General features: G+C 73.2%; 23 protein-coding genes. 11 read left to right on the top strand and 12 right to left on the bottom strand.

The genetic code is table 11. From position 1 onward, the window contains the following. Window positions 1-497: 497 nt before the first annotated feature. Complete coding sequence (locus IGA62_RS03700; protein WP_145816238.1) at window positions 498-935, top strand: DoxX family protein; 438 nt, start codon at window positions 498-500, stop codon at window positions 933-935. Between the two features lie 51 nt (window positions 936-986). Here the strand turns inward: IGA62_RS03700 and IGA62_RS03695 are convergent, their stop codons facing one another. From IGA62_RS03695 to IGA62_RS03685, 3 genes are all read right to left on the bottom strand, one after another. After that, window positions 987-1,658 carry a hypothetical protein gene (locus tag IGA62_RS03695; RefSeq protein ID WP_145816239.1) on the bottom strand — a complete coding sequence of 224 codons (672 nt, stop codon included), beginning with the start codon at window positions 1,656-1,658 and terminating at the stop codon, window positions 987-989. After that, window positions 1,655-1,957 carry a hypothetical protein gene (locus IGA62_RS03690; RefSeq protein WP_145816240.1) on the bottom strand — a complete coding sequence of 101 codons (303 nt, stop codon included), beginning with the start codon at window positions 1,955-1,957 and terminating at the stop codon, window positions 1,655-1,657. The genes IGA62_RS03695 and IGA62_RS03690 overlap by 4 nt, the downstream gene beginning before the upstream one ends. Before the next feature lie 229 nt (window positions 1,958-2,186). Beyond that, window positions 2,187-2,906 carry an exonuclease domain-containing protein gene (locus IGA62_RS03685; protein ID WP_186499754.1) on the bottom strand — a complete coding sequence of 240 codons (720 nt, stop codon included), beginning with the start codon at window positions 2,904-2,906 and terminating at the stop codon, window positions 2,187-2,189. A 596-nt stretch (window positions 2,907-3,502) separates the two neighbouring features. On the opposite strand from IGA62_RS03685, the gene IGA62_RS03680 reads away from it, so the two are divergent. Beyond that, the gene (locus IGA62_RS03680; RefSeq protein WP_145816242.1) at window positions 3,503-4,306 is read left to right on the top strand and encodes an SGNH/GDSL hydrolase family protein; all 804 of its coding nucleotides are present in this window, start codon (window positions 3,503-3,505) and stop codon (window positions 4,304-4,306) included. A gap of 67 nt (window positions 4,307-4,373) precedes the next feature. Here IGA62_RS03680 and IGA62_RS03675 read toward each other — a convergent pair whose 3' ends face one another. Continuing rightward, a complete protein-coding gene (locus IGA62_RS03675) occupies window positions 4,374-4,808 on the bottom strand; it encodes a MarR family winged helix-turn-helix transcriptional regulator (protein WP_145816243.1) in 435 nt (144 codons plus the stop codon). A gap of 104 nt (window positions 4,809-4,912) precedes the next feature. Beyond that, complete coding sequence (locus IGA62_RS03670; RefSeq protein ID WP_145816244.1) at window positions 4,913-5,407, bottom strand: glutathione peroxidase; 495 nt, start codon at window positions 5,405-5,407, stop codon at window positions 4,913-4,915. 243 nt (window positions 5,408-5,650) lie between these two features. Here IGA62_RS03670 and IGA62_RS03665 point away from each other — a divergent pair, with 243 nt between their 5' ends. The 4 genes from IGA62_RS03665 to IGA62_RS03650 all read left to right on the top strand — a co-directional run bounded on the left by IGA62_RS03665 (window position 5,651) and on the right by IGA62_RS03650 (window position 10,954). Beyond that, window positions 5,651-7,258: a glycosyl hydrolase family 18 protein gene (locus IGA62_RS03665; RefSeq protein ID WP_190289252.1), complete on the top strand. Its 1,608-nt coding sequence runs from the start codon at window positions 5,651-5,653 to the stop codon at window positions 7,256-7,258. Window positions 7,259-7,739: 481 nt separating this feature from the next. After that, a complete protein-coding gene (locus IGA62_RS03660) occupies window positions 7,740-8,252 on the top strand; it encodes an outer membrane protein assembly factor BamD (RefSeq protein WP_145816245.1) in 513 nt (170 codons plus the stop codon). Window positions 8,253-8,380: 128 nt separating this feature from the next. Continuing rightward, window positions 8,381-9,787, top strand: a complete 1,407-nt coding sequence (locus IGA62_RS03655; RefSeq protein ID WP_091459825.1) for a class II 3-deoxy-7-phosphoheptulonate synthase — start codon at window positions 8,381-8,383, stop codon at window positions 9,785-9,787. Between the two features lie 147 nt (window positions 9,788-9,934). Next, entirely contained in the window at window positions 9,935-10,954 is a 1,020-nt protein-coding gene (locus IGA62_RS03650; RefSeq protein ID WP_145821821.1) for a threonine aldolase family protein, read from the top strand. A gap of 157 nt (window positions 10,955-11,111) precedes the next feature. Here the strand turns inward: IGA62_RS03650 and IGA62_RS03645 are convergent, their stop codons facing one another. Both IGA62_RS03645 and pknB read right to left on the bottom strand, forming a co-directional pair. Next, window positions 11,112-11,978 (bottom strand): deoxyribonuclease IV, encoded by an 867-nt coding sequence (locus IGA62_RS03645; protein WP_145816246.1) that lies wholly within the window; start codon window positions 11,976-11,978, stop codon window positions 11,112-11,114. After that, complete coding sequence (pknB, locus tag IGA62_RS03640) at window positions 11,979-13,985, bottom strand: Stk1 family PASTA domain-containing Ser/Thr kinase (protein ID WP_145816247.1); 2,007 nt, start codon at window positions 13,983-13,985, stop codon at window positions 11,979-11,981. A gap of 132 nt (window positions 13,986-14,117) precedes the next feature. Between pknB and IGA62_RS03635 the strand changes: the two genes are divergently transcribed. Genes IGA62_RS03635 through IGA62_RS03625 form a run of 3 tightly spaced genes read left to right on the top strand, consistent with a single transcriptional unit; the run spans window position 14,118 to window position 15,276 of the window. After that, a complete protein-coding gene (locus IGA62_RS03635; protein WP_145816248.1) occupies window positions 14,118-14,498 on the top strand; it encodes an Rv2175c family DNA-binding protein in 381 nt (126 codons plus the stop codon). 2 nt (window positions 14,499-14,500) lie between these two features. Continuing rightward, the gene (locus IGA62_RS03630) at window positions 14,501-14,920 is read left to right on the top strand and encodes a lycopene cyclase domain-containing protein (RefSeq protein WP_145816249.1); all 420 of its coding nucleotides are present in this window, start codon (window positions 14,501-14,503) and stop codon (window positions 14,918-14,920) included. Then, entirely contained in the window at window positions 14,917-15,276 is a 360-nt protein-coding gene (locus IGA62_RS03625; protein WP_145816250.1) for a lycopene cyclase domain-containing protein, read from the top strand. Before IGA62_RS03630 ends, IGA62_RS03625 begins: the two co-directional genes overlap by 4 nt. A gap of 10 nt (window positions 15,277-15,286) precedes the next feature. Here the strand turns inward: IGA62_RS03625 and IGA62_RS03620 are convergent, their stop codons facing one another. Both IGA62_RS03620 and IGA62_RS03615 read right to left on the bottom strand, forming a co-directional pair. Next, complete coding sequence (locus IGA62_RS03620) at window positions 15,287-16,369, bottom strand: polyprenyl synthetase family protein (protein ID WP_145816251.1); 1,083 nt, start codon at window positions 16,367-16,369, stop codon at window positions 15,287-15,289. Next, window positions 16,366-17,739 carry a helix-turn-helix domain-containing protein gene (locus IGA62_RS03615; protein WP_145816252.1) on the bottom strand — a complete coding sequence of 458 codons (1,374 nt, stop codon included), beginning with the start codon at window positions 17,737-17,739 and terminating at the stop codon, window positions 16,366-16,368. Before IGA62_RS03615 ends, IGA62_RS03620 begins: the two co-directional genes overlap by 4 nt. 312 nt (window positions 17,740-18,051) lie before the next feature. On the opposite strand from IGA62_RS03615, the gene metF reads away from it, so the two are divergent. Together metF and IGA62_RS03605 are read left to right on the top strand one after the other, a co-directional pair. Continuing rightward, a complete protein-coding gene (gene metF / locus IGA62_RS03610) occupies window positions 18,052-18,969 on the top strand; it encodes a methylenetetrahydrofolate reductase [NAD(P)H] (protein ID WP_145816253.1) in 918 nt (305 codons plus the stop codon). Between the two features lie 80 nt (window positions 18,970-19,049). Further along, window positions 19,050-19,763, top strand: a complete 714-nt coding sequence (locus tag IGA62_RS03605; RefSeq protein WP_145816254.1) for a CDP-alcohol phosphatidyltransferase family protein — start codon at window positions 19,050-19,052, stop codon at window positions 19,761-19,763. A gap of 191 nt (window positions 19,764-19,954) precedes the next feature. Here IGA62_RS03605 and IGA62_RS03600 read toward each other — a convergent pair whose 3' ends face one another. From IGA62_RS03600 to IGA62_RS03590, 3 genes are read right to left on the bottom strand one after another with little or no spacing between them, the layout of a single operon-like run. Next, window positions 19,955-21,454, bottom strand: coding sequence for a phytoene desaturase family protein (locus tag IGA62_RS03600; RefSeq protein WP_145816255.1), 1,500 nt, complete (start codon window positions 21,452-21,454; stop codon window positions 19,955-19,957). Between the two features lie 13 nt (window positions 21,455-21,467). Then, the gene (locus IGA62_RS03595; RefSeq protein ID WP_145816256.1) at window positions 21,468-22,607 is read right to left on the bottom strand and encodes a glycosyltransferase; all 1,140 of its coding nucleotides are present in this window, start codon (window positions 22,605-22,607) and stop codon (window positions 21,468-21,470) included. Beyond that, window positions 22,604-23,407 (bottom strand): carotenoid biosynthesis protein, encoded by an 804-nt coding sequence (locus IGA62_RS03590; RefSeq protein WP_145821822.1) that lies wholly within the window; start codon window positions 23,405-23,407, stop codon window positions 22,604-22,606. Before IGA62_RS03590 ends, IGA62_RS03595 begins: the two co-directional genes overlap by 4 nt. Between the last annotated feature and the right edge of the window lie 14 nt (window positions 23,408-23,421).

Raw genomic sequence — 23,421 nt, 5'->3', positions numbered from 1 at the left:
TGGTGCTGGCGTCGAGAATGTCCACTCTCGCCCGTGCCTGCGCGTGGGGCGACAATCCCCCAATCCGACAAGTCGGGGCGGCCCGTCCCCAGATCGGGCAGGTACCCGCTGCCCGGAGGCGGAGAGCCGCGTGCGTCGGCCGCTGGCCGGCGGCGAACCTTTTCCGAAGTCGTGGGTGCGGCCAGTGAACCGATCGTCACCCTCCATCGTAGACATCGGTGCGGGAGGATCCGGTCGGTGGCGGAATGCCATGCCCCACCTACGGTTCGGGACCTCCCGCCACTGGCCGGGCATCTATTGACTTAACAGCATCAATGGCGCATAAAGGATGTAGCGGATTTTTGCTGAGTCAACATTCGACTCTTTCGACAGTGCCGGGCCGCAGCCGGGTGTCACCCGAGGCGCTGGCGGAGGAGGCGGAAAGGTCCGTAGGTGCCACGAGAGCCGGCACCGGTCAGTGCAACGCCTATGGGTATGTATCGACGAAAGGGATGCTTGTGGCTGCCAACCGTCTCACCGAGCCGGTGTACAACCTGTTCCGAATAGTCATCGGACTGCTGTTCACGTCGCACGGGCTGTCTACGGTCTTCGGCATGTTCGAGGGCTACATGGGCACCGGGGAGGCCATCCCGGTCGGCCTCTGGCCGGACTGGTACGGCTCGCTGATCCAGGTCATCACGGGCCCGCTCGTCCTGATCGGGCTCTTCACCCGACCGGCCGCCGTGCTCGCCTCCGGATCGATGGCCTACGCCTACTTCATGGTGCACCAGCCGACGGGGCTGCTGCCGATGAACAACCGGGGCGAACCCGCCGTGCTGTTCTGCTGGGGATTCCTGCTCATCGCGGTCCTCGGCCCGGGCCGCTGGGCCCTGGACCACCTGCTGAGCCGGCGCAAGGGCGGGGCGCGCGAGAAGGAGATGGCCACCGCCGCCTGACCACGGAGCCGACCGGGGTGGCCCGCTCTGGCCAGGCCACCCCGGTCGGCGTCAGTCCGCTCGCGAGGGACGTGGGTTGCGTCGCCTGGACCTCGGCGGACGCTGCGGGTGCCCGTCACCCCGCTGACTGGTCGACGCGGTGCCGGAGTCCGCCGGCGGACGGTGGTTCGGCTTCCGTTCCACGGCCTTCGCCCCGCAGGCGCTGCAGAACCAGCTGTGCCGCCAACGGTCCCGGTCCCGCCGGTACCGGGCGGTGCTCTTCTCCAGCCGTTGCCGGTCGGCCTCGCGTGCGGCCCGGAACCGGAGGTAGCTGCGGACGGCCCAGATGGCCAGACCCACGCTCGCCGCGATCGCCACGATGCCGATGATGTCGCCCACCTGGCCGAGGATGGTCGAGACCAGCAACGCCGCCAGCAGGAGCCCGAAGCCGCGCAGGTACGACCGGAACGGAAACCCGTGGTGCCGCTCGTACGGCCGTCGGGGCGGCGCCACCCGCAACGCGAGGTAGTTGAGGACCATGGTCCCCCGGTCGACCCGCCGGGTGTTCTCCTCCCAGACGATGCTGGTCTGCCGCATCGGCGCGGCGTTGCAGCGGGGACACCGCTTACCGCTCCGGCCGTCGGCGATGTGGTTGACCACCATGATCGCCTCGGCGTTGTACTGCAGGTCGACCTGTTGACCGGTCTGATCGAAGATCAGGTCGTAGCCGTCCGGATCGCTCACTGGAAGCCCTGCACCACGGCGGTGATGCTGGTCATGACGGCGGCCACCGGAGCGGCCACCTCCGCCGCCCGCCGCAACATCGTGACCGCCCGGCCCTGGTCACCGCCGGCCGAGGCTGCCCGCGCCTGCTCCAGACAGTCGACCACCGGCACCAGCTCGTCCGCATTCTCGGCCCGACCGACCTGCGCGATCAGCTCGTCGATCTTCTCGACCAGATGGCGACTGCCCTCGTTGACGTGGACGGTCTCGCCGTTGACCTGATACTGGACCGTCTGGTGCTGCTGGTGGAACGTCGCCACGAACGTCTCCAAAGGTGTGCCGTGTGCCGGGAGGGGAAGATTACCAACGGCCTGCCATCCCGTCGGCCAATAGCCGACACCAACCTCTGCGACCCACCTGCGACGAACGCCGGCCCCGACCCGCCCGGCCGAGCGTCCGCCAGCGGCTCGAACGCGAATCTTGGACAGTTTCCGCTCAGGGTGGGACGGCAACCGTCCACGATCGACGCGGGGAAGAGGCGGGCGGGGGTCAGTGGTCGCGGTCCTGCGTCTCCAGTGGCCAGTCGAGGCCCACCGTTCGGTGCTGGCCGGTGCGGTCGAAGTATCGCTGGAGGTCACGGCCCTGTTCGGCGTACCAGTGGATCTGGGCCCGGTGGAGGTCGGGCAGCGACATCCGGGCGATCCGCTCGTGCCGGGCGGCGATGGACCGGGCCAGGTCGACGGCGGCCCGGGCGTCACTGGCCGCCTCGTGGGCCGTGCCCGGCTCGACCTCGTAGTAGGGGCAGAGGTCGCCGAGCTGCCGTCCGCCGGACCAGTACCGTTCCACCTCCCGGTGCAGCACGGACGGGTCGACGATGACGGCCCGGTCCCAGGCGATCGACGGCAGGCCGTGCCGGGCGAGTTCGCTGTGCAGGGCCGTCACGTCGTAGGGGGCGCAGAACGCGACCAGCGGCGTCGTGTCGGCGACCAGCTTTGCCACGGCGGTGCCGATCTCGGCCAGCGCCTCGTGGGCCGGTCGGCCGTTCGCCCGGACCATGTCGTCGGTGATGCCGTGCAGGGCGGTGGCGTCCGGCGGGATCGGCACGCCGGGATCGATGAGCCAGGTGTCCTGGGTGCCGTCGGCGTAGGTGAGGGCCGCCGACACGATCCGGGTCCGCATCGGCTGGGGCACGGTCGCCTCCAGGTCGAAGCCGACCAGCGGCAGGTCGTGCCAGCCGGTATGGGTGCCCCGGGGCGGCGCGGTCCGCACCGGAGCGCACCCGGGGTGGTACGTGCTCCAGCGGGTACCGACCCTGATTGCCTGGCCGGCTCCGGCCTCGACCCACGTGCGGCACGCGCCGCAGCTTCCGCCGAACTTGTTGATCACGTTCTGTTCTCTCCTGGGGCAGGCGACGTGGAGCCACCCGGGCTGGCGCGTACGGCGAACCGGTTGGTGGCCGGCCGAAGCCGGGGTGGTGGCGCGACCGACGCCGGTAATGGACCTATGTGGACAGACCACAATAGCCACCTGGTGCCGCTCGGCGATGCGGCGCTCGGTCGGCTCGCCCCGATCGTCGGTCCTCCGATGTGGGGGCCGTCGCCACTCTCTCGACCTCGGGTTGCCTCCGGTGGAACTACTCGCCCGGGTCGGTGAACTGGCCGACGGGATGGCCGCCGCGTCTGCTGGCCGATCCGCACCGGGTGGGGGCGCCCCGGACCGGGGTGGCGAACCCTGACGACGATCTTCGACTAGGGGTCCGAATCTGAAAAATATCGACGGCTACCCCTATCTGGTCTTCCGGGCGGGGCTATTAAGTGATATCTATCTCTTGCTGATCTTTCTCCTAGCCCCCGGGAGTGTGCGACGTGCGGAAATCCCGCCTGGTAACCCTCGCCCTGAGCCTGACAGCGGCTCTCGGCGCCACCATCGTGACGGCCGTTCCCGCCCAGGCGGCGGCCACCGACCGCTACGTCGCCCTCGGCGACTCGTACGCCTCCGGCGTCGGCGCCGGCAGCTACACGACCGAGAGTGGCAGCTGTAAGCGCAGCAACAACGCCTACCCCGCGCTGTACGCCACCAACGTGAAGCCGGCCTCCTACCGCTCGGTCGCCTGCTCGGGTGCCACCACCACGAGCGTCATCAACACCCAGCTCTCGGCACTGACCTCGACCACCACCCTGGTGAGCGTCCAGGTCGGCGGCAACGACGTCGGCTTCGCCAACATCATGACCTCCTGCGTGCTCTACGGCACGACGCAGTGCGTGGCCGCGGTGGACGCCGCCATGGTCAAGGCGCGCAACGACCTGCCCCGCCTGCTGGACAACGTCTACAACGGCATCAAGACGCGGTCCCCCTCGGCCCGGGTCGTGGTCGTCGGCTACCCGGTCTTCTACCAGCTGAACACCCCGTGCGTCGGGCTCAGCGACACCGCGCGGGCGAAGATCAACGAGGGCATCAACCTGGTGGACGACATCATCCGTAGCCGGGCCGGCGCGCACGGCTTCCGCTTTGCCGACGTGCGCAGCGCCTTCGTCGGCCACCAGCTGTGCAGCTACAACGAGAAGTGGCTGCACGCGTTGAACATCCTCGACATCGGGGTCTCCTACCACCCGACGGCGGCCGGCCAGTCGGGCGGCAACTACCCGGTCTTCCGCTCCATCGCGGGCTGACCGGACCGTTCACCGCACCGGGCCCGCCGCGTACCGACGCGGCGGGCCCGGTCGCGTCTGTACGCGGCTACCGGTGTTCCGTGCCGGCCGTCGACCGGGCCGACTCCAGGTTGTCGGCCATCACCGCGAGCACCCGTACCGTCTCCACGTACTGCTCGGTGGTGAGGCCGCGCATCAGCAGGTCGCGGGCCGCCTCGACCCGGGCGGCCACCTGCGTGTGGGCGGTCCGGCCCTCCGTGGTCAGGGTGAGCCGGCCGTCGTCTCCCCGGGCCACCCAGCCCCGTGCGGTCAGATCGTCCACGGTGCCGCCGCCGTCCGCGCCGAACGGGGCCAGGGCCTCCGTCAACTGGGCGGGCGTCCGTGCCTCCTCGTGCAGCAGGTGCAGGGTCTGCCAGTGCCGCCGGCCGAGCCGCTCCTCGGCGAGGGCGGCCTCGAACTGCGCCTCGATCAGGTTGTGCAGGTGGCGTAGCCAGTAGCCGATGGGCCGGCTGGTCGGTTTCATGGCACTCCCGGGTCGTCGATGTGCGGGACGGTGGTCGCCTCCGCAGTGTGGACGGACGTGCCATCGACCCGGTCGAGGCGAGGTGTAGGGGCGGGTGCCCCGGCTCAGGTCGTGGCCGGCAGGACCCGCTGGATCGCCGCGTGCAACTCCGGGGCGTCCGGCTCGACCGTGGGCGCGAACCGCGCGGCCACCGTGCCGTCCGGCGCGACGAGGAACTTCTCGAAGTTCCAGCGGACGTCTCCGGTGTGTCCGTCGGCGTCGGTGGCCTGGGTGAGCAGCGCGTACAGCGGGTGTCGGCCGGGCCCGTTCACCTCGACCTTCTCGGTCAACGGGAAGCTCACCCCGTAGGAGATCCGGCAGAACTCGCCGATCTCGTCGGCCGTGCCGGGCTCCTGCCCGGCGAACTGGTTGCACGGCACCCCGAGCACCACCAGCCCGCGCCCGGCGTAGGCGTCGTACAACTTCTGCAGGCCGGCGTACTGCGGTGTGAGGCCGCACTGGGAGGCCACGTTCACCACCAGGAGCGCGCGCCCCCGGTGGTCGGAGAGGTTGGCCGGACCGCCGGCGAGGGCGTTGATCCCGATGTCGAAGACGCTCATGCCGGCGAGGTTACCGCCGCGTAGCCGTACGCCGGCAGACGCCGGGCCGACCGGGAGGGTGAACACCGGGTGGCCGCGGCCCGACGCCCCGTCCACGACCGGTCGCGGACCGGGTTCATCCCGCTGACCGGCGGAGATCCGGTACGGAAATCGATACACGTACATCTTGACGAACTCATGACGGCGTGAGTAGCGTCTCAACCACCTTCTGGAAAGTTTCCTAACTGTTTAGGGAGACGCCGCATGAGAAGATCACTCCGCCGTGCCCTCTGGGCCAGCGCCGTGGTCGCCGTGACCGTTGCCGCGGTTCCGATGACCTCGGCCTTCGGCGCCGGCAGCGTGACCACCACCTTCACGAAGGTGCAGGACTGGGGCACCGGTCACGAGACGCGGGTGACCATCACCAACGGTTCGGACGCCCCGGTCAGCACCTGGCGCATCGAGTTCGACCTCCCCTCGGGCACCAGCATCAGCAGCTCGTGGGACGCCGACGTCACCCGCAGCGGCGACCACTACGTCGCGGTCAAGAAGAGCTGGGCCGGTGGCATCGCGCCGGGCGGCGCGTTCAGCTGGGGCTACAACGGCACCGGGGCGTACCGGGCCCCGCTGAACTGCACCGTCAACGGAGCGCCCTGCGGTGGTGGCACCACGCCCCCGACCACCACTCCGCCCACCACGGCCCCGCCGACCACCCCGCCCCCGACGACCCCGCCCCCCACCACGCCGCCGCCGACCGGGGACAAGAAGGTCGTCGGCTACTTCGCCCAGTGGGGCGTCTACGCCCGGAACTACCACGTCAAGAACATCCACACCAGCGGCTCGGCCGCCAAGATGACGCACATCATGTACGCCTTCGGCAACACCACCGGGGGCCGGTGCACGATCGGTGACAGCTACGCCGACTACGAGAAGGCGTACACCGCGGCCGACAGCGTGGACGGTGTGGCGGACACCTGGGACCAGCCGCTGCGCGGCAGCTTCAACCAGCTCCGCAAGCTGAAGAAGATGTACCCGCACCTGAAGGTGATCTGGTCCTTCGGCGGGTGGACCTGGTCCGGCGGCTTCACCCAGGCCGCGCAGAACCCGGCCGCCTTCGCCGAGAGCTGCTACAACCTGGTCGAGGACCCGCGCTGGGCGGACGTCTTCGACGGCATCGACATCGACTGGGAGTACCCGAACGCCTGCGGCCTCACCTGCGACGCCAGCGGCCCGAACGCGTACAAGAACGTGATCTCCGCGCTGCGGTCGAAGTTCGGCTCCTCGGCACTGGTCACCAGCGCGATCACCGCCGACGGCAGCAACGGCGGCAAGATCGACGCCACCGACTACGCCGGCGCGGCGTCGAACCTCAACTGGTTCATGGTGATGACCTACGACTACTTCGGCGCGTTCAACGCCCAGGGCCCGACCGCCCCGCACTCGCCGCTGTACTCGTACACCGGCATCCCGCAGCAGGGCTTCAACTCCGACGCGGCGATCCAGAAGCTCAAGAGCAAGGGCATCCCGTCGAACAAGCTGCTGCTCGGCATCGGCTTCTACGGCCGGGGTTGGACGGGCGTCACCCAGACGACCCCGGGCGGCACCGCCACCGGTCCCGCCCCGGGCACCTACGAGCAGGGCATCGAGGACTACAAGGTGCTCAAGAACAGCTGCCCGGCGACCAGCACCATCGCCGGCACGGCGTACGCCAAGTGCGGCAGCAACTGGTGGAGCTACGACACCCCGGCCACCATCGGCGGCAAGATGACGTACGCGAAGAACCAGGGCCTCGGCGGCGCGTTCTTCTGGGAACTCTCCGGCGACACCAGCAACGGTGAACTGGTCGGCGCCATCAAGGGCGGCCTCGGCTGACCCGATCGCACCACCCGTCGGGGGTGGGGAGCGGCCCGTCCGCTCCCCACCCCCGACGTCGTCCGTTCACCTGCCCGCCGTGTCGCCCGCCCGCCGCGTCGGTGCCTGCCGTGTCGTCCGCCCGCCGCGTCGGGTGCCTGCCATATCGGGTGCCCGCCGCGTCGGGTGCCTGCAGGGGCCCCCTGCTCGACAAAAAGCGGTAACAGGGGACCCCTGCTACCACGAGGAGGGCAACAGGCCGCGAACGGGCGACGGCGGCGGTGGCGGCTATGGCGGTTACGGCGGCTTTGGCGGTTATAGCGGCGACGGTGGTTATGGCGGCGACGGTGGGGGCGCTGCGTCGTTGGTCCATCAGACGCTCCGGCCGACGGCGGTCGGAGGTGGCCGGACGTCCGCGCCGGTGGTGACGTCCCCATGCAGAAGGGTCGATGTGACAGACTCGCGGCTCGGTCGGCTCGACGTGACGTGTGAGGGGGCTCCGATGGCGGTGAAACGGGGGACCGTGTCCCTGGCGGTTGTGCTGGCCGCGCTGACGTTCGCCCTGCCTGGGTGCGGGATCGGGGACGACGAGCCGGCCGAGGAGCCGGACCGGGCCCCCGCCGAGGAGGCCGCCACCCGGTCCCGGGAGCGGGTGCAGGCGTACCTCGACGCGATGGTCGCCAAGGACGTCGCCGCCGGGCGCAGCCAGTTCTGCGCCACCGCACACGCGGCCTTCGACGCCGCTGCGACCAGCCCGAACGGCGACTTCGCCGCGCACTTCACCGTCCCGGAGGCGACCGTCACCGACGTTCGGCCCGGATCGCGTGGGCAGGAGGTGAGCACCTCCGTGACGGTCTCGGTCGGCGGACGGTCGACTACCCGCGCGCTGCTGTTCACGGTGACCCGCAGTGGCGCCGACTGGTGCATCGCCGAGGAGGCCCCGGGCGACCCGTCCGCCCCGGGCAGCCCGTCGGAGGGCGCCTCCCCGGCCCCCACCCCGACCGCGGCGCCCTGACCGGCGGAGTCCCACCGGACGACGCCCCCACCTCGACCCGGTGGACGCGTCGTCCGGTGGCCTCCCAACCATCGGAACCCGCCCCCTCGGCGGGGACCGGTCGCCGTCGTCGCCGTAGGCTTTCGGGCATGCGCCATGAGTGGCATCAGCTGAGCTATCCCGCCGTCGGCGGCCCCGGACTCCAGACCAGCCGCCCGACCGCGGACTCCGCCGAGGACGCCGCGCTCGGCCTGGACCACTGGCGGAGCCTTCCCCGCGCCCAGACCCCGCCGTGGCCCGACCCGGCCGCAGTGGCCGAGGTCTGCACGGTGCTCGACACCGTCCCCTCGGTCGTCGCCCCGTACGAGGTCGACCAGTTGCGTCACCGGCTGGCGCTGGTGTGCGAGGGGCAGGCATTCCTGCTCCAGGGGGGCGACTGCGCGGAGACCTTCGCGGACAACACCGAGAGTCACCTGCTCGCCAACGCCCGCACCCTGCTCCAGATGGCGATCGTGCTGACCTACGGCGCGTCCCTGCCGGTGGTCAAGGTCGCCCGGGCCGCCGGGCAGTACACCAAGCCCCGGTCCCTGCCCACCGACGCGCGTGGCCTCCCGGCCTACCGCGGCGACATGATCAACTCGCTGGAGGCGACGCCGGAGGCCCGGGTCGCCGACCCGCAGCGCATGATCCGGGCGTACGCGAACTCCGCCGCGGCGATGAACATGCTCCGGGCGTACCTGGCCGGCGGGCTGGCCGACCTGCACGCCGTGCACGACTGGAACAAGGGCTTCGTCAGGAACTCCCCGGCCGGCGAGCGCTACGAGGCGATCGCCCGGGAGATCGACCGGGCTCTGGCCTTCATCCGGGCCTGCGGCATGACCGACGAGGAGGCGCTGCGCACCGTCACGCTCTACTGCTCCCACGAGGCCCTCGCCCTGGAGTACGACCGGGCGCTGACCCGGGTCTCCGACAGCCGGGCCTACGGGCTCTCCGGGCACTTCCTCTGGATCGGCGAGCGGACCCGGCAGATCGACGGCGCGCACGTCGACTTCATCTCCCGGATCGCCAACCCGATCGGCGTGAAGCTCGGCCCCACGACCAGCCCCGACGAGGCGCTCGAACTCTGCGAGAAGCTCAACCCGGAGAACGTCCCCGGCCGGCTCACCCTGATCAGCCGGATGGGCAACCACAAGGTCCGGGACGCGCTGCCGCCGATCGTCGCGAAGGTCGCCGCCGCCGGGGCGAAGGTGGTCTGGCAGTGCGACCCGATGCACGGCAACACGCACGAGTCCTCCAACGGCTACAAGACCCGGCACTTCGACCGGATCGTCGACGAGGTGCTCGGCTACTTCGAGGTGCACCGCAACCTGGGCACCCACCCCGGTGGGCTGCACGTCGAGCTGACCGGTGAGGACGTCACCGAGTGCCTCGGCGGCGCGCAGAACATCGCCGACCTCGACCTGCCCGGCCGGTACGAGACCGCCTGCGACCCTCGGCTGAACACCCAGCAGTCGCTGGAGTTGGCCTTCCTGGTGGCGGAGATGCTCCGTGGCTGACGTGAGGAGTGAGCTTGCGAGCCCCGCAGTCGGCAGCGGAAGGGGGCACGGTGGCTGACGTGAGGAGTGAGCTTGCGAGCCCCGCAGTCGGTAGCCGAAGGGAGCACCGTGGCTGAGCACCGGGCGACGGGCGCGAGCGGGGACACGATCGTCGACCTGCGTTCGGACACCGTCACCCGGCCCACTGCCGGGATGCGGGAGGCGATGGCCACCGCCGAGGTCGGCGACGACGTCTACGGCGAGGACCCGACCGTCAACGCGCTGGAGGCCGAGGTCGCCGCGCTCTTCGGGCACGAGGCGGCGCTCCTCGCCCCCACCGGGTCGATGGCCAACCAGATCGCCCTGCAACTGGTGGTGCCCCCGGCCCACGAGCTGCTCTGCGACGCCGACGCGCACGTGGTCACGTACGAGATCGGCGCGGCGGCGGCGTACGGCGGTATCTCGTCGCGGACCTGGCCGGCGGTCGGTGGGGACGTCGCCCCGGACGTGGTCGCCGCGATGGTCCGCCCGGACGGCTACTGGGCGGTGCCCACCCGGGCGATCGCCGTGGAGCAGACCCACAACCGGGGCGGCGGTGGGGTGATCCCGCTGACCACCCTGCACGCGCTGCGTCGGATCGCCGACGACGCCGGGGTGGCCCTGCACTGCGACGGCGCCCGGATCTGGCACGCGCACGTGGCCGAGGGGGTGCCCCTGGCGGAGTACGGCGCGCTCTTCGACACCCTGTCGGTCTGCCTCTCCAAGGGGCTCGGCGCGCCGGTCGGCTCGCTGGTCATCGGCAGCGCGGAGCACATCGAGCGGGCCCGCTACGTCCGCAAGCGGCTGGGCGGCGGCATGCGGCAGGCCGGCGTCCTCGCCGCCGCCGGGCGGTACGCGCTGGCCCACCACGTGTCCCGGTTGGCGGAGGACCACGCGAAGGCCGCCCGACTGGCCGAGGCAATCGCTCCGTTCGGGCTGCTCGCCACCACGGTCCGCACCAACATCGTGCCGCTGGACCTGACCAAGGCGTCGCTGGACGCGCACGCGCTGGCTGCCGCCGCCCGCGCCGAGGGGGTGCTGGTGTCGGTGCTCGGGCCGCGTACCGCCCGTCTGGTCACCCACCTGGACGTCGACGACGCCGGCATCGACCGGGCGGTCGCCGTGCTGACCCGGATCCTGTCCCGCTGACCGGGGCGCGCCGCCCGGCCCCGGCCTGCCCAGTGCGAGCGGGTGGGTCGTGAACTGCCACGCGACGGACGACTCGTGGCCGGCTGCGGTGGAATGGGGCCGGCGTGTCGTGTAGTTGAGCTGTCAGAACTCGGGGGGCGAGAAGAGGGCTGGACGGTCAGGGACGCAGGCGGCGGAGGGTGGCGATGTCGGCGGCGTGGCCGACGTGCTTCTCGGTGGGGGTCTCCACGACCACCGGGACGCCGGCGGTGGCCGGATGGGCCATCAGCTCGGCGAACGCCGGCTCGCCGATGGTGCCCTTGCCGATGTTCTCGTGCCGGTCCCGGGTCGAGCCGCAGAGGTCCTTCGAGTCGTTGGCGTGCACCAACCGCAGCCGGTCCGTCCCGATGGTCGCCACCAGGGTGTCCAGGGTCGCGCTCATTCCGCCCTCGGCAGCCAGGTCGTGCCCGGCCGCCCAGGCGTGACAGGTGTCGAAGCAGACCCCGAGCCAGGGGTGCCGGTCCACCGCGTCCAGGTACGGCCCGAGCTGCTCCACCCGCGACGCCAGCGACCGGCCGCCCCCGGCGCTCGGCTCGACCAGCAGCATCGGCCCGCCGGCCGCCGCGGCGGCGTCCAGCAGCGGCAGCAGGGACTCGCGTACCTGCCGCATCGCGGCCGCGTCGTGGGCGGGGTCCACCGAACTGCCGGCGTGGAACACCACCCCCCGCGCGCCGATCGCCCCGCCGCGCCGCAGCGCGTGGTCCAGGGTCTCCATCGAACGGGCCACCGTGGCCGGGGTGGGGGAGCCGAGGTTGACCAGCAGCGACGCGTGGATGAAGACCGGGATGTCCCGGGCCGCGCAGCCGTCGCGGAAGAGGGCGTCCTGGACCGGGTCACCGGGTGGCAGCGCCCAGCCCCGCGAGTTGGAGACGTAGACCTGCACCACCTCGGAGCCGGTGGCGTCGGCGTACGGCAGGGCCGCCTTCGCCAGCCCCCCGGAGGTGGGGGTGTGCGACCCGACGGGCCGGTCGGCGCAGGAGGCCATCTAGAAGCACCCGATGGTGACCGGGGTGCCCGGGGCGACCTGGGAGTTCTCGCCCGGGTTCTGGAAGCGGACCACGCCGTTGGGGTTGAACTGCACCACCACCGGGAAGCCCTGGCTCTCCAGCACCTGCTTGCCCTGCGGGCAGGGCATGTCCACCACCCGGGGTACGACCACCGGGGCCGGCCCCTTGCTGACCTCCAGCTTGACCTCGGCGCCCTTCTCCACGCTGGAGCCGTCCGCGGGCGACTGGCCGATCACCTCGTCCTTCGGCCGGTCCGAGTCACGGTAGGTCTCCACCGGCACCAGGCCGAGCTGCTGGAGCGCCCCGCGGGCGTCGGTGACACTCTTGCCGACCAGGTTCGGGACGGTGATCGGGGCGCGTCCCCGGCTCAGCACCACGGTGACCTTGGTGCCCACGTTCACCTCGGTGCCCGGCTTCGGGTTGGTGTCCAGCACCACCCCGGCCGGCAGGTTGTCGTCGTACTGGGCCTTGCCCTTGACCACCTCCAGACCCAGGTGGCGAAGGTCCGCCTCGGCGAGTTCGTACTCCTTGCCCACCACGTCCGGCACCGGGAGATGATCCGGCCCGAGGGAGAGGGTCAGGGTGATCGTGCCGCCCCTGATGATGCGGTCGGCCGACGCCGGATCCTGCGCCAGGACGCTGTCGCGGGGCACCTTCGCGTCGTACCTCGGCTTGGCGTAGGTGAGGGACAGCCCGGCGCGGGACGCCTGCGACTCCGCCTGGGCCTTGGTCAGGCTGACCAGCTCGGGAGTGGTCGTGTACCGCCCGAAGCCGAACCACCAGCCGGCGCCGGTGAGGAGCAGTGCGACCACCACCACGGCGGCGATCAACGGCAGCCGGCCCGGCGGGGCCGCCGCCAGCTGTCGGCGCAGCCGGGCCCACGGGTTGTCCCCCTGGGGTGCGGCCCGCCGCCGGTGCGGTCGGTCCGCCGCGCCGGTGTTCCGCGACCGGCGGCCGGTCTTCGTCTCGGGCAGCCGGGCCCAGGCGGGACGCTCGGTGGGCCGGATCGGCGCGACGGCCATGGTGGGCTGGGCGACGGCGGGGACGACGTCGTCGGTGATCCGGCGCAGCACGGCGGTGTGCGCGTTGCTGCCGAGGTCCTCCCGGGCCATCTGCACCTCGGCCAGGAACGCCCCGGCGTCCGTCGGACGGGCTCCCGGCTCGCGGCGGGTGGCCCGGGTGACCAGTTCGTCGAGCACCTTCGGTAGCCCCGGCACCAGGGTGGACGGGGCTGGTACGTCCCGGTCCACGTGCTGCCAGGCGACGTCGACCGGGCGGTCACCGTCGTACGGCACCCGACCGGTGAGCATCTCGAACAGCACGACACCCGCCGAGTAGACGTCGGTCCGCGGGTCCGCGTGTCCGTCGGTGACCAGCTCCGGCGCGACGTACGCGACGGTCGCCATCAGCTGGTTGCCCTGCTCCTCGCTCCCGCTCGCCTCGACCGCGCGGGCCAGGCCGAAGTCGGCCACCTTCACCACGCTGTCGACCAGGTTCGCCGCGCCGCCGGTGGGGGCCTCGGCGACCAGCACGTTCTCCGGTTTCACGTCCCGGTGCACCAGACCGGCCCGGTGTGCCGCGCCGATCGCGGCGAGCATCTGCTCGGTGATGGCCAGCGCCTCGTCCGGGTTGAGCCGGCGACGCTCGGCCAGCACGTCCCGCAGGGTCCGGCCCCGGACGTACTCCATCACCAGGTAGGGCAGGCCCTGGTGGGTGCCCTGGTCGTACACGGCGACCACGTTGGGGTGGGTGAGCCGGGCGATGGTCTTGGCCTCGTCGGTGAACCGCTCGACGAAGCCCGCCAGGGGGGACCGGGGATCCGGCGCCTGGGTGGGGTGAATGATCTTGACAGCGACCGTGCGCTCGAGACGTTCGTCCGTGGCGGTGTACACGGTCGCCATGCCGCCTCGGGCCACGCGACCGCGAATGCGGTAGCGCCCCTCGATCAGCGAGCCCAGCAACGTGTCGGCGACCTGTGTGTCCATCGGGGGGCAGTCTATGTCTCCAGGAGGCGGCGGCAGAACAGGATGCCACAGTGCTGCCGGATCGTCACCTCGGTGCACCCGTCGGGGCGATCCCGTTGGCCGGTGGACGGCACGACGTGGCAGGGTGATCGGGTGAGTGAATCCGTACCCGCCGACCGGGCCGTTCCGGGCCCCGGTCCCGCCGCCGACGACGCCTGGCTGAACCTGCCCGACGTCGCCGAACGCCTCGACGTGTCGATCAGCAAGGTCCACCAGATGATCCGCGACCGGGAACTGGTCGCGGTCCGCCGGGACGGCATCCGGAAGATCCCCGTCGACCTGGTCGCCAACCAGACCGTGCTCAAGCACCTGCCGGGTGTGCTCAACCTGCTCGCCGACGCCGGCTACGACGACGACGCCGCGCTGCGCTGGCTGTACGAGCCGGACGACACCCTGCCGGGCACCCCCGCCGTGGCCCTCGGCGGTGACCTGGCCCGCGAGGTCAAACGCCGGGCCCAGGCGCTCGGGTTCTGACCGTGCGGCAGTTCGTCTACCTCGGGGTGCTGGCCGGCTGCCTGCTCTGCGCGCTCTGGCTGGAGCCGGTGTTCCGGGTCAACGTGCTGCGCCGCTGGCGTCGGCTGCTGCTGACCCTGGTGCCGGTGGTGCTGGTCTTCGCGCTCTGGGACCTCGCGGCGATCGCCGCCGGGCACTGGACCTTCGACCCGGAGCAGACCACCGGAGTGCTCCTCCCCGGCGACCTGCCCCTGGACGAACTGCTCTTCTTCGTCGTCGTACCGGTCTGCGCGATCCTCGGCTTCGAGGCGGTACGCGCGGTCAACCGTTGGCCGGCGGGGGACGAACCCGCCGGCCCGCCGGTCGGACCGGCCGCGGCGTCGCCGGACGGCGCGCGGTCGCCGTCCGGCCCGGTGACGCCGGGGACGGGGGACCGGGCATGACGTACACCGTCGCCGCCCTGCTCGGCGCGGCCGGCGCGGCCGTGATCGACCTGTACGTGCTGCGGACCCGGCTGCTGCTGCGGCCGGTCTTCTGGGCCACCTACCCGATCATCGTGTTCTTCCAGCTCGTCTCCAACGGCATCCTGACCGGCCGGAACATCGTCCGGTACGACCCCGGGGCGATCATCGGCGTCCGGCTGGCGTACGCGCCGGTGGAGGACCTGGTCTTCGGCTTCGCGCTGGTGCTGCTGACCCTGTCGGTGTGGATCTGGCTCGGCCGCCGGGGCGTGCAGCGCACCCCGACCGCCGGCGAGGGCAGCCGCCTGCTCCGCCTCCTGGGTCGCCCCCGTCCCTGACCGGGGAGGGTCAGTCGGCGCGACGGGTGGCGGCGATGGCGAGGTCGACCAGGGCCTGCCGGGCCTCGGTCTCCAGGTCGACGGTGGCGAGCGCGGCCAGCGCGGTGTCGGTGAGGGCGGCGATCCGCTCCTCGGTGCGCGCCAGTGCCCCGCTGGCCGTGATCACCTCGCGGAGGCGTGCCACCCCGGCCCCGTCCAGTCCGGGATCGCCCAGGTGCCGGTCGATCAGCGCCCGTCCCGCGTCGTCGGTCCCCGCCACGGCCGCCGCCACCAGGTACGTCCGCTTTCCCTCGCGCAGGTCGTCGCCGGCCGGCTTGCCGGTCTGCGCCGGATCGCCGAACACCCCGAGCACGTCGTCGCGGAGCTGGAACGCCTCGCCCAGCGGCAGCCCGTACGCCGAGTAGGTCGCCTCGACCTCGGCGGTCGCCCCGGCCAGCGCGGCACCGAGCAGCAGCGGCCGTTCGACGGTGTACTTGGCCGACTTGTAGCGGGCCACCTTCCCGGCCCGCTCCAGTGAGGTGTCCCCGGTGGCCTGGGTCAGCACGTCCAGGTACTGCCCGACGGTGACCTCGGTGCGCATCTCGTCGAAGACCGGCCGGGCCCGGGCCAGGGTCCGCGCGTCGAGCCCGGCGCTGTGCAGCATCTCGTCGGACCACACCAGGCAGAGGTCGCCGAGGAGGATCGCGGCGGCGTCGCCGAAGCCCTCCGCGTCCCCGGTCCACCCGGAGGCGCGGTGCCGGGAGGCGAACCGTCGGTGTACGGCCGGCTCGCCCCGCCGGGTGTCCGACCGGTCCATCAGGTCGTCGTGGATCAGCGCGCTGGCCTGCACGAACTCCAGCGCGGCGAGGGTGGCGACCACCTGGTCGGAATCCACCCCTCCGGCGCCCCGGTAGCCCCAGTAGCCGAACGCCGGCCGCAGCCGCTTGCCGCCCCGCAGCACGAACGCCTCGACCGCCTCGGCGACCGGCACCAGCGCCTCGTCGACCCCGGTCAGCCAACCCCGCTGGGTGGTCAGGAATCCGGTCAGGGCCTTGTCGACGCGCTGTCGCAGGCCGGCACGGTCGACAGGGGATACGGGAGCTGCGTGGGTCACGTCACGACGCTAGCCGGTCGCCGTCGACGACCGCGCACCACCGGGGGTGTGACGCGCCGGGGAAGGTACGGACGGGCAGCCGTGACCAGCGCGGCATGCCGGCGTACGGCCGGTTCGGCCCGGTACGCGGCGAGCCGGCGCCCCACCTCGGTGAGGTGACCGGCCGCCCGGGCGGATCCGGCCCGGACGGTGGCGAGCAGGGCCTCTCCGGCCACCGCGCAGGCCTGCTCGACCTCGCCGAGATCGAGGTAGACGCGGGCCAACCAGCCCCCGTAGATCGCCGTGGCGCGCGGCTGTCCGGAGCGGCAGCCGGCGCGCAGGAGCGGTTCGGCGCGCAGCGGTCGGCCCAGCACGGCCAGCGTCCGGCCGGTCATCGCGGCCAGTTCCGCCGGGTCGAGCCAGTAGAGCCAGGGCGGCTCCCGGCGCGGGTCGTGCCGGTCGGCGGCGCGCCGGGCGACGGTGAGCGCCTGCCCGGCCGTGGCGTGCCGGCCGTCGAGCGCGGCGGCCACCGCCGTCCGGTGCGACAGCACCGCCCGCAGCCCGGCCGGGGCGCCCGGACCGGCCCCGGTGTACGCGACGCGGGCCAGCAGCAGCGCGCCGGGCGGGTCACCGATCCCGGCGAGCAGGTGGCTCGCCGAGCCGAGCACGTGCCCGGCCAGCGCCCGGTCACCGGCCGCCGCGGCGGCCCGCAACCCCAGTCGGTACGCGGCCAGCCCACCGGCCGGGTCACCGGCGTCGGCGGCGAGCCACCCGGCGAGCTGCGCCGCCTCGCCCAGCACCGGCAGCAGTCGGCGCCGCCCGGACGGGCCGGCCAGCCGGACCGCGCGGGCCACCCACCGCAACCGGGACGCGCTCAGCCCGGCCAGGTCCGTGCCGCCGGACAGATCGTCGAGCCGGCGCAGCCGGTCCAGCCAGCCGGCCGGGTCGTCCCACGACCGGGCGGGCTGGTCCCGTGAGCCCGTCGGATCGTCCCACGACCAGGTTGGGTCGCCCCGCGAGCCCGTCAGGCCGGGTGGCGGCAACGACCCCTCCGGGTCGGCCAGCCACCGCTGGGCCAGGGCCAGCAGCGCCCGTCGCTCCCGGGACCCGTCGGTCACCGGGTACGCGTCGGTGCGGCGGCTCGCCACTGCGGCCTCGGACAGCCGTACCCGGGGGACCGCCAGCACGACGGCGAGCCAGCCGAGCCAGAACTCCCCGGGCACGCGCACCTGCCGTTCCCAGCGGGAGACCTCGTGCCGGCTGAGCGTGGCGACTCCGGCGGCGGCGCAGAGCCGGGCGGCGAGCTGGGCCTGGCTCCAGCCCCGGGCCAGCCGGAGCCGGGCGAGCAGGGGCCCGAACAGCTCCGGGCCGGGCGACGGGGGCGGGATCATGGGGCCTCCGGGAGGTCGGCGCGGCGGCCCCGGCGGCCGGGTGGCCCGGACCGGTGCGCCGTCGATTCAGACTGTGGACCCCCGCACGGCTGGCGACCGACCCCCATCGGCTCACCGTGCTGCCCCACTGCCTACCCGAGGGGTACGACGAATCCGCCGCGGCGGGACCGCCGCCACCCATCCGACGGCCGCCACCCATCCGACGGCCGCCACCCAGGGTCCGGCGTGCCTCGACCGGGGGTCCGGCGTGCCTCGACCGGACCGCCCATCGGGGGGCCGCCCGCAGATGCCCCCGCCCGGTAGAGTCATGGAGTGGCGCTCGGTCTTCCCTCGGTCCTTCCCAGCTCCCAGCCGTCGATCGGGGAACTGATCCGCGACTGTCAGCCGACCTTCTCGTTCGAGTTCTTCCCGCCCAAGACCCCGGCCGGCGAAACCCTGCTCTGGCAGGCGATCCGCGAGCTGGAGTCGCTGCGTCCCTCGTTCGTCTCGATCACCTACGGCGCCGGCGGCTCGACGCGGGACACCACCGTGGCGGTCACCGAACGGATCGCCACCGAGACCACCCTGCTGCCGATGGCGCACCTCACCGCCGTCAACCACTCCGTCGCCGAACTGCGGCACGTGATCGGGCGACTGGCCGGGGTGGGCGTGCGCAACGTGCTGGCGGTCCGGGGCGACCCGCCCGGAGACCCCACCGGGGAGTGGGTCCCGCACCCCGAGGGGGTGCACTACGCCGAGGACCTGGTGCGGCTGATCCGTGACTCCGGTGACTTCAGCGTCGGGGTCGCCGCCTTCCCGTACCGCCACCCCCGCTCGCCGGACGTCGCCTCCGACACCGACTACTTCGTCCGCAAGTGCCGGGCGGGAGCCGACTTCGCGATCACCCAGATGTTCTTCGACGCCGACGACTACCTCCGCCTGCGTGACCGGGTGGCCGCCGCCGGCTGCGACACCCCGATCCTGCCCGGGGTGATGCCGGTGACCCAGCTCGCCACCATCGCCCGTTCCGAGCAGCTCTCCGGGGCACCCTTCCCGCCCGCGCTCGCCGAACGGTTCGCCAAGGTCGGCGACGACCCGGAGGCGGTCCGTCGGCTCGGCATCGAGCAGGCCAGTGAGATGTGCCGGCGGCTGCTCGACGAGGGCGTGCCGGGCATCCACTTCATCACCCTGAACCGCTCCACCGCCACCCGGGAGGTCTGGCGGAACCTCCAGGTCGGCGCGCGGGTGTGAGCGGCACCGGGTGTCCCGGCGCGGACCACGACCGGGTACCGCCGACCGCGACACCCGACGAGCCCTCCTACGGTTGATCCGTGGTGGGCACTCCGCTGAGATGGGACGACTACGCGACCGCCTGGGCCCGGTTGCACGGGGGCTTCGATCCCCGGACGGCCGCCCCGGTGGTCCGCGGCTGGCTGCGTTTCGCGTACCACGTCGGCTACCTGCTGGGCCGGTTGCGGGTCACCCCGACGGCGGTCACCGCCGCCGGGGTGCTGCTCTGCTTCTGCGTGCCGCTGTTCGCCGTACGCCCCTCCGACGGCCCGTTCCTGGCCGCGCTCTTCGTCCTGCTCGCCTCGGTGGCCGACAGCGTGGACGGCGCGGTGGCGGTGGTGACCGGTCGTAACACCCGCCTCGGCTACGTCTACGACTCGCTGGCCGACCGGCTCGGTGAGGTCGCCTGGTTGCTGGCGTTCTGGCTGATGGGGGCGCCGGGAGCACTGGTGGTGGCCGGAGGCGCGCTCTCCTGGCTGCACGAGTACGTACGCGCCCGCGCCGTCGCCGCCGGCATGCGCGAGATCGGCGCGGTGACGGTGGGGGAGCGGCCGACCCGGGTCAGTGTCGCGCTGGTCGGGCTGCTGGTGGCCGGGCTGACCGGGCTGGTCCGGCCCGAGTTGGCCGCCGGCACGATCACCCTGGCGACGGCCGTCTGGGTGCTGCTCGCCGGTTTCGGGCTGGGGCAGCTCCTCTCCGCCGTCCGTCGCGCCCTGCTCGCCGCCGACGCCCCCGGTCCGGCCCACGTCCGCTGACGCCGCCCTGTCTGGCACCGGTGCCGGTGCCGGTGCCGGTGGTAGGGGTGGTGGGTGGTTGGGGTGGCGTGGCGTGGTGTGTCGTGGCGTGGTTGCAGGGGGCCCTTCCTCGACAAAAAGCGGTAGCAGGGGACCCCTGCTACCACCGGGCAGGGGTGGCCGCCCTACCACCGGGCAGGGGTGGCGGTGAGTCAGGCCGGGCCGATCCGGTCGGCGACGATGCGGGCGGAGAGGGTCACCATGGGCAGGCCGCCGCCCGGGTGGGTGGAGCCGCCGACCAGGTGCACGCCGTACGCCGGGGCGCGGTTGGCCGGACGCAGCAGCCCGCCGGCAGTGCCGTAGATCGCGCCGCCCGGCGCGCCGGTGGCGCTGCCCAGGTCGGCGGGGGTACGGATCTCGCGGAACAGCAACCGGTCCCGCACGTCGATGCCCCGCTCGGCGAGCACGTCCAGGATCCGGTCCGCGTACGCCTCGGCGAGCCCCGGGCGACGCCAGTCGACGGCGGACGTGGCGGTGCCGTGCCGGGCCGCGTTGACCAGCACGAACCACGCCTCGTGGTCGGCGGGGCGGACCACCGCGTCGTCGGCCACGGTGACGAAGACCGTCGGGTCGACCGCGGGCCGGGCGCGGACACCCCGCCCCGGGTCGCCGAAGACCGCGTCGAACTCGGCGTCGTAGTCGCGGGGGAAGAACACGTTGTGGTGTGCCAGGCCGGTCGGCCCGCGTACCCCGAGCAGCAGCACGAACCCGGCGAGGCTGCGGTCGGCGAGCCCGGCGAGCCGGCCGGGGCTGGGCAGCAGGTCCCGGTAGACGGTCAGCGCGTCGACGTTGGCCACCACCACGTCGGCGGGGACCGGTGCGGCGATGCCGCGCAGGCGTACCCCGTGGACCCGCCCGCCGGCCGCGTCGATCCGGGTGACCGCGGTGCCGGTCTGCACGACCACGCCGAGGTCCAGGCAGCGCGACAGCAGCGCGTCGGCGAGCGTGCCCAGCCCGCCGCGCAGGTACCAGCCGCCGAAGGCCAGCTCGGCGTAGGGGACGGCGACCAGCGCGGCCGGGGCGCGACGCGGGTCCGCGCCGGTGTAGGTGGCGTACCGGTCGAGCAGCATCCGCATCCGGGGGTCGCTCAGGTGGCGGCGGCCCAGCCCGCGCAGGGTCCGGCCGGGTGCGATCGCGGCCAGGTCGCCGAGCCGCCAGGCCAGCGCGGCCAGGTCCCGGGGGGAGTCGACCGGCCGGCGCAGGACGTGCTGCCAGGACGTCTCCCAGACCCGGCCGGCGCGGCGCCACAGCCCCCGCCAGTCGGCCGCCGACCGCTCCCCGAACGCCGCGCCGATCCGCTCGGTGAACTCCACCGGGTCGGCGCAGGAGTCCAGGGTCGTGCCCCCGCCGGGGGTCGTGCCGTCCGGGAAGACGTGCCGCACGATCGGGTCCAACGGGACGAGGTCCAGGTACTCGTCGAGCTTCGCCCCGGTCGCCTCGAACAACTCGGTGAAGACCTCGGGGAGGGTGAGCAGACTCGGGCCGGTGTCGAAGTGGAACGACCCGGCGGGTGTGTCGTGCGTGTACCGGCCGAGCTTCCCGCCGACCGTGTCGGCCTGCTCGAAGACGGTTACCTCGTGTCCCGCGGCGGCCAGCCGGGCGGCGGTGGCGAGCCCACCCACCCCGGCACCGACGACCACAACCCGAGCCATGTGTCGCGCCCTCCTAGCCGACCGGGCGACCGCGCCAGGAGAGGCGGCGTCGCTTCCGCAGATGGTACGACCGGATGGTCAGCCAACCGAGGACCACGACCGATACGGGGTGGGCGAGCGCGTCGGGCCACCACCGGCCCCCGGTCGCCCGGGCGCTGACCACCCGACCCGCGACACCGAGCAGGTAGCCGGTCCCCGCCAGCGTGGCGACCGTCGGCGCGCCGACCAGCAGTGCGGCCCCGACCAGCAGCGGTGGCGCCACGTAGAGCAGGCCGAGCAGGGCCACCACGGCCGCCGCCGCGCCCGGGTGACCGAACGAGGCCCAGAGCGACTTGGTGTAGCCGTCGCGCAGCTGCGGCCAGGTGTCGTACATCCGGCAGTCGGCCAGCCGGGAGCCGTCGGCCAGGGCGATCCGGCCGCCGGCCCGCTTGACCGCGCGGGCCAGCTCGATGTCCTCCAGCACCCGGTCCCGGACGGCCGCGTGCCCGCCGGCGGCGCGGTAGCCGGCCCGGTCCACCACCAGGAACTGCCCGCCCGCCGCCGCCAGCGAGGGCCGGGCCGAGCGTTCCATCGCGCGTAGCGGCAGGAAGGTCAGCCACAGCCACTGCAACAGCGGCTGGACCAGCCGGTCGCCCACCGTCGTCACCAGGATCCTCGGGTACGGCGACAGCAGCGTCACCCGCGCGGCGCGTAGCTCGGCGACGGCCGCCGCCACCGCGTCCGGGGCGAGGACGACGTCGGCGTCGACGAAGACCAGCGCGGTGGCTGCCGGGTCGGCCCGCTGCGCGAGCTGGTGGCAGGCGTGCGGCTTGCCCAGCCAGCCCGGTGGCGGGGGCACCCCGGCCAGCAGGGTGACCCGGGGGTCGCCGTCGACCACGGCGCGCACCACCTCGGCGGTGCCGTCGGTCGAGCCGTCGTCAAGTACCACGATCCGCATCTCCGGTACACCCCGCTGGGCGAGCAGCGCCCGCAGGCACGGGGTGACCCGGGCGGCCTCGTCGCGCAGCGGCAGCAGCACCGCCACCGGTTCGTCGACCTCGGCGGGCCGGTCGGCCGGTCGGCGCAGCCAGCGGGTGGCGTTGACCAGGGTGTGCCCGGTCAGCGCGGCGAGCACGGCCAGCGGGACCAGCACGGCGACGACCGGACCGGTCATGCGGTGGCGTCCACCCGCCGCTGGCCGGACCCGTTCCCCGTGCCGGCCGGTGGACGCCGCCGGTGGCCCCGGGCGAGCGTCACCGCCAGTGGCACCGCCGCGACCGCCATGCCGGCCGCGCCCCAGAGCGCCGAGGCGGGCAGCCCGAGGAAGACCGCGTGGGCCAGCACGCTGGAGAAGTACGTCCACAGGTACAGCGCGTACATCGGGTGGTCCGCAGGGCCGGTCCGGTCGGCCGATGCTCCGGCCAGCGGGCGCAGCAGCGTCATCATCAGCACCCCGAACAGCAGCCAGCCGAGGTAGTTGCTGACCGGGACGCCGGGCAGTCCGGGCAGCGCCGGGGTGGCGTCCCGCCAGCGCCAGTACCCCTCGGCGACCATCTGCGGGTCGAGGAAGAGGTCCCAGGTGGCCAGGCCGACGGCGGCCAGCGCGACCCGCCGTACGCCGGGGCGGACCAGCCGGACCGCGGCGAGCCACGCCGGCCAGGCCATCCAGGTCCAGGCCAGCGGGATGATCAGGGGCACCCCGGCGAGCTTCGGGCCGAGTTGACCGGAGTAGTCGTAGCTGCCGAACGGGAAACCGGTGGCCACGCCGAGCGCCTCGATGGCGAACCCGCCGCCGGTGGCGACCGCGACCAGCGCCGCCGCCGTCCGGGGCCCCCGGGTGAGCAGCGCGTGGCCGACCGAGAGGAGGTAGCCGAGCACGACCGTGGCCACGGTCAACGCCGCCCGGGTGCCCCCGCCGGTCAGCGGGTAGCCGATCTGGGCGAGGACGAGGACGCCGAGCAGTACCCAGCTCAGCCGGGGTGGCCGGG

Source organism: Micromonospora sagamiensis (assembly GCF_014680085.1).
In the GTDB taxonomy this organism is placed as follows: domain Bacteria; phylum Actinomycetota; class Actinomycetes; order Mycobacteriales; family Micromonosporaceae; genus Micromonospora; species Micromonospora inyonensis.
This window is presented reverse-complemented; position numbering and strand designations above follow the sequence as displayed.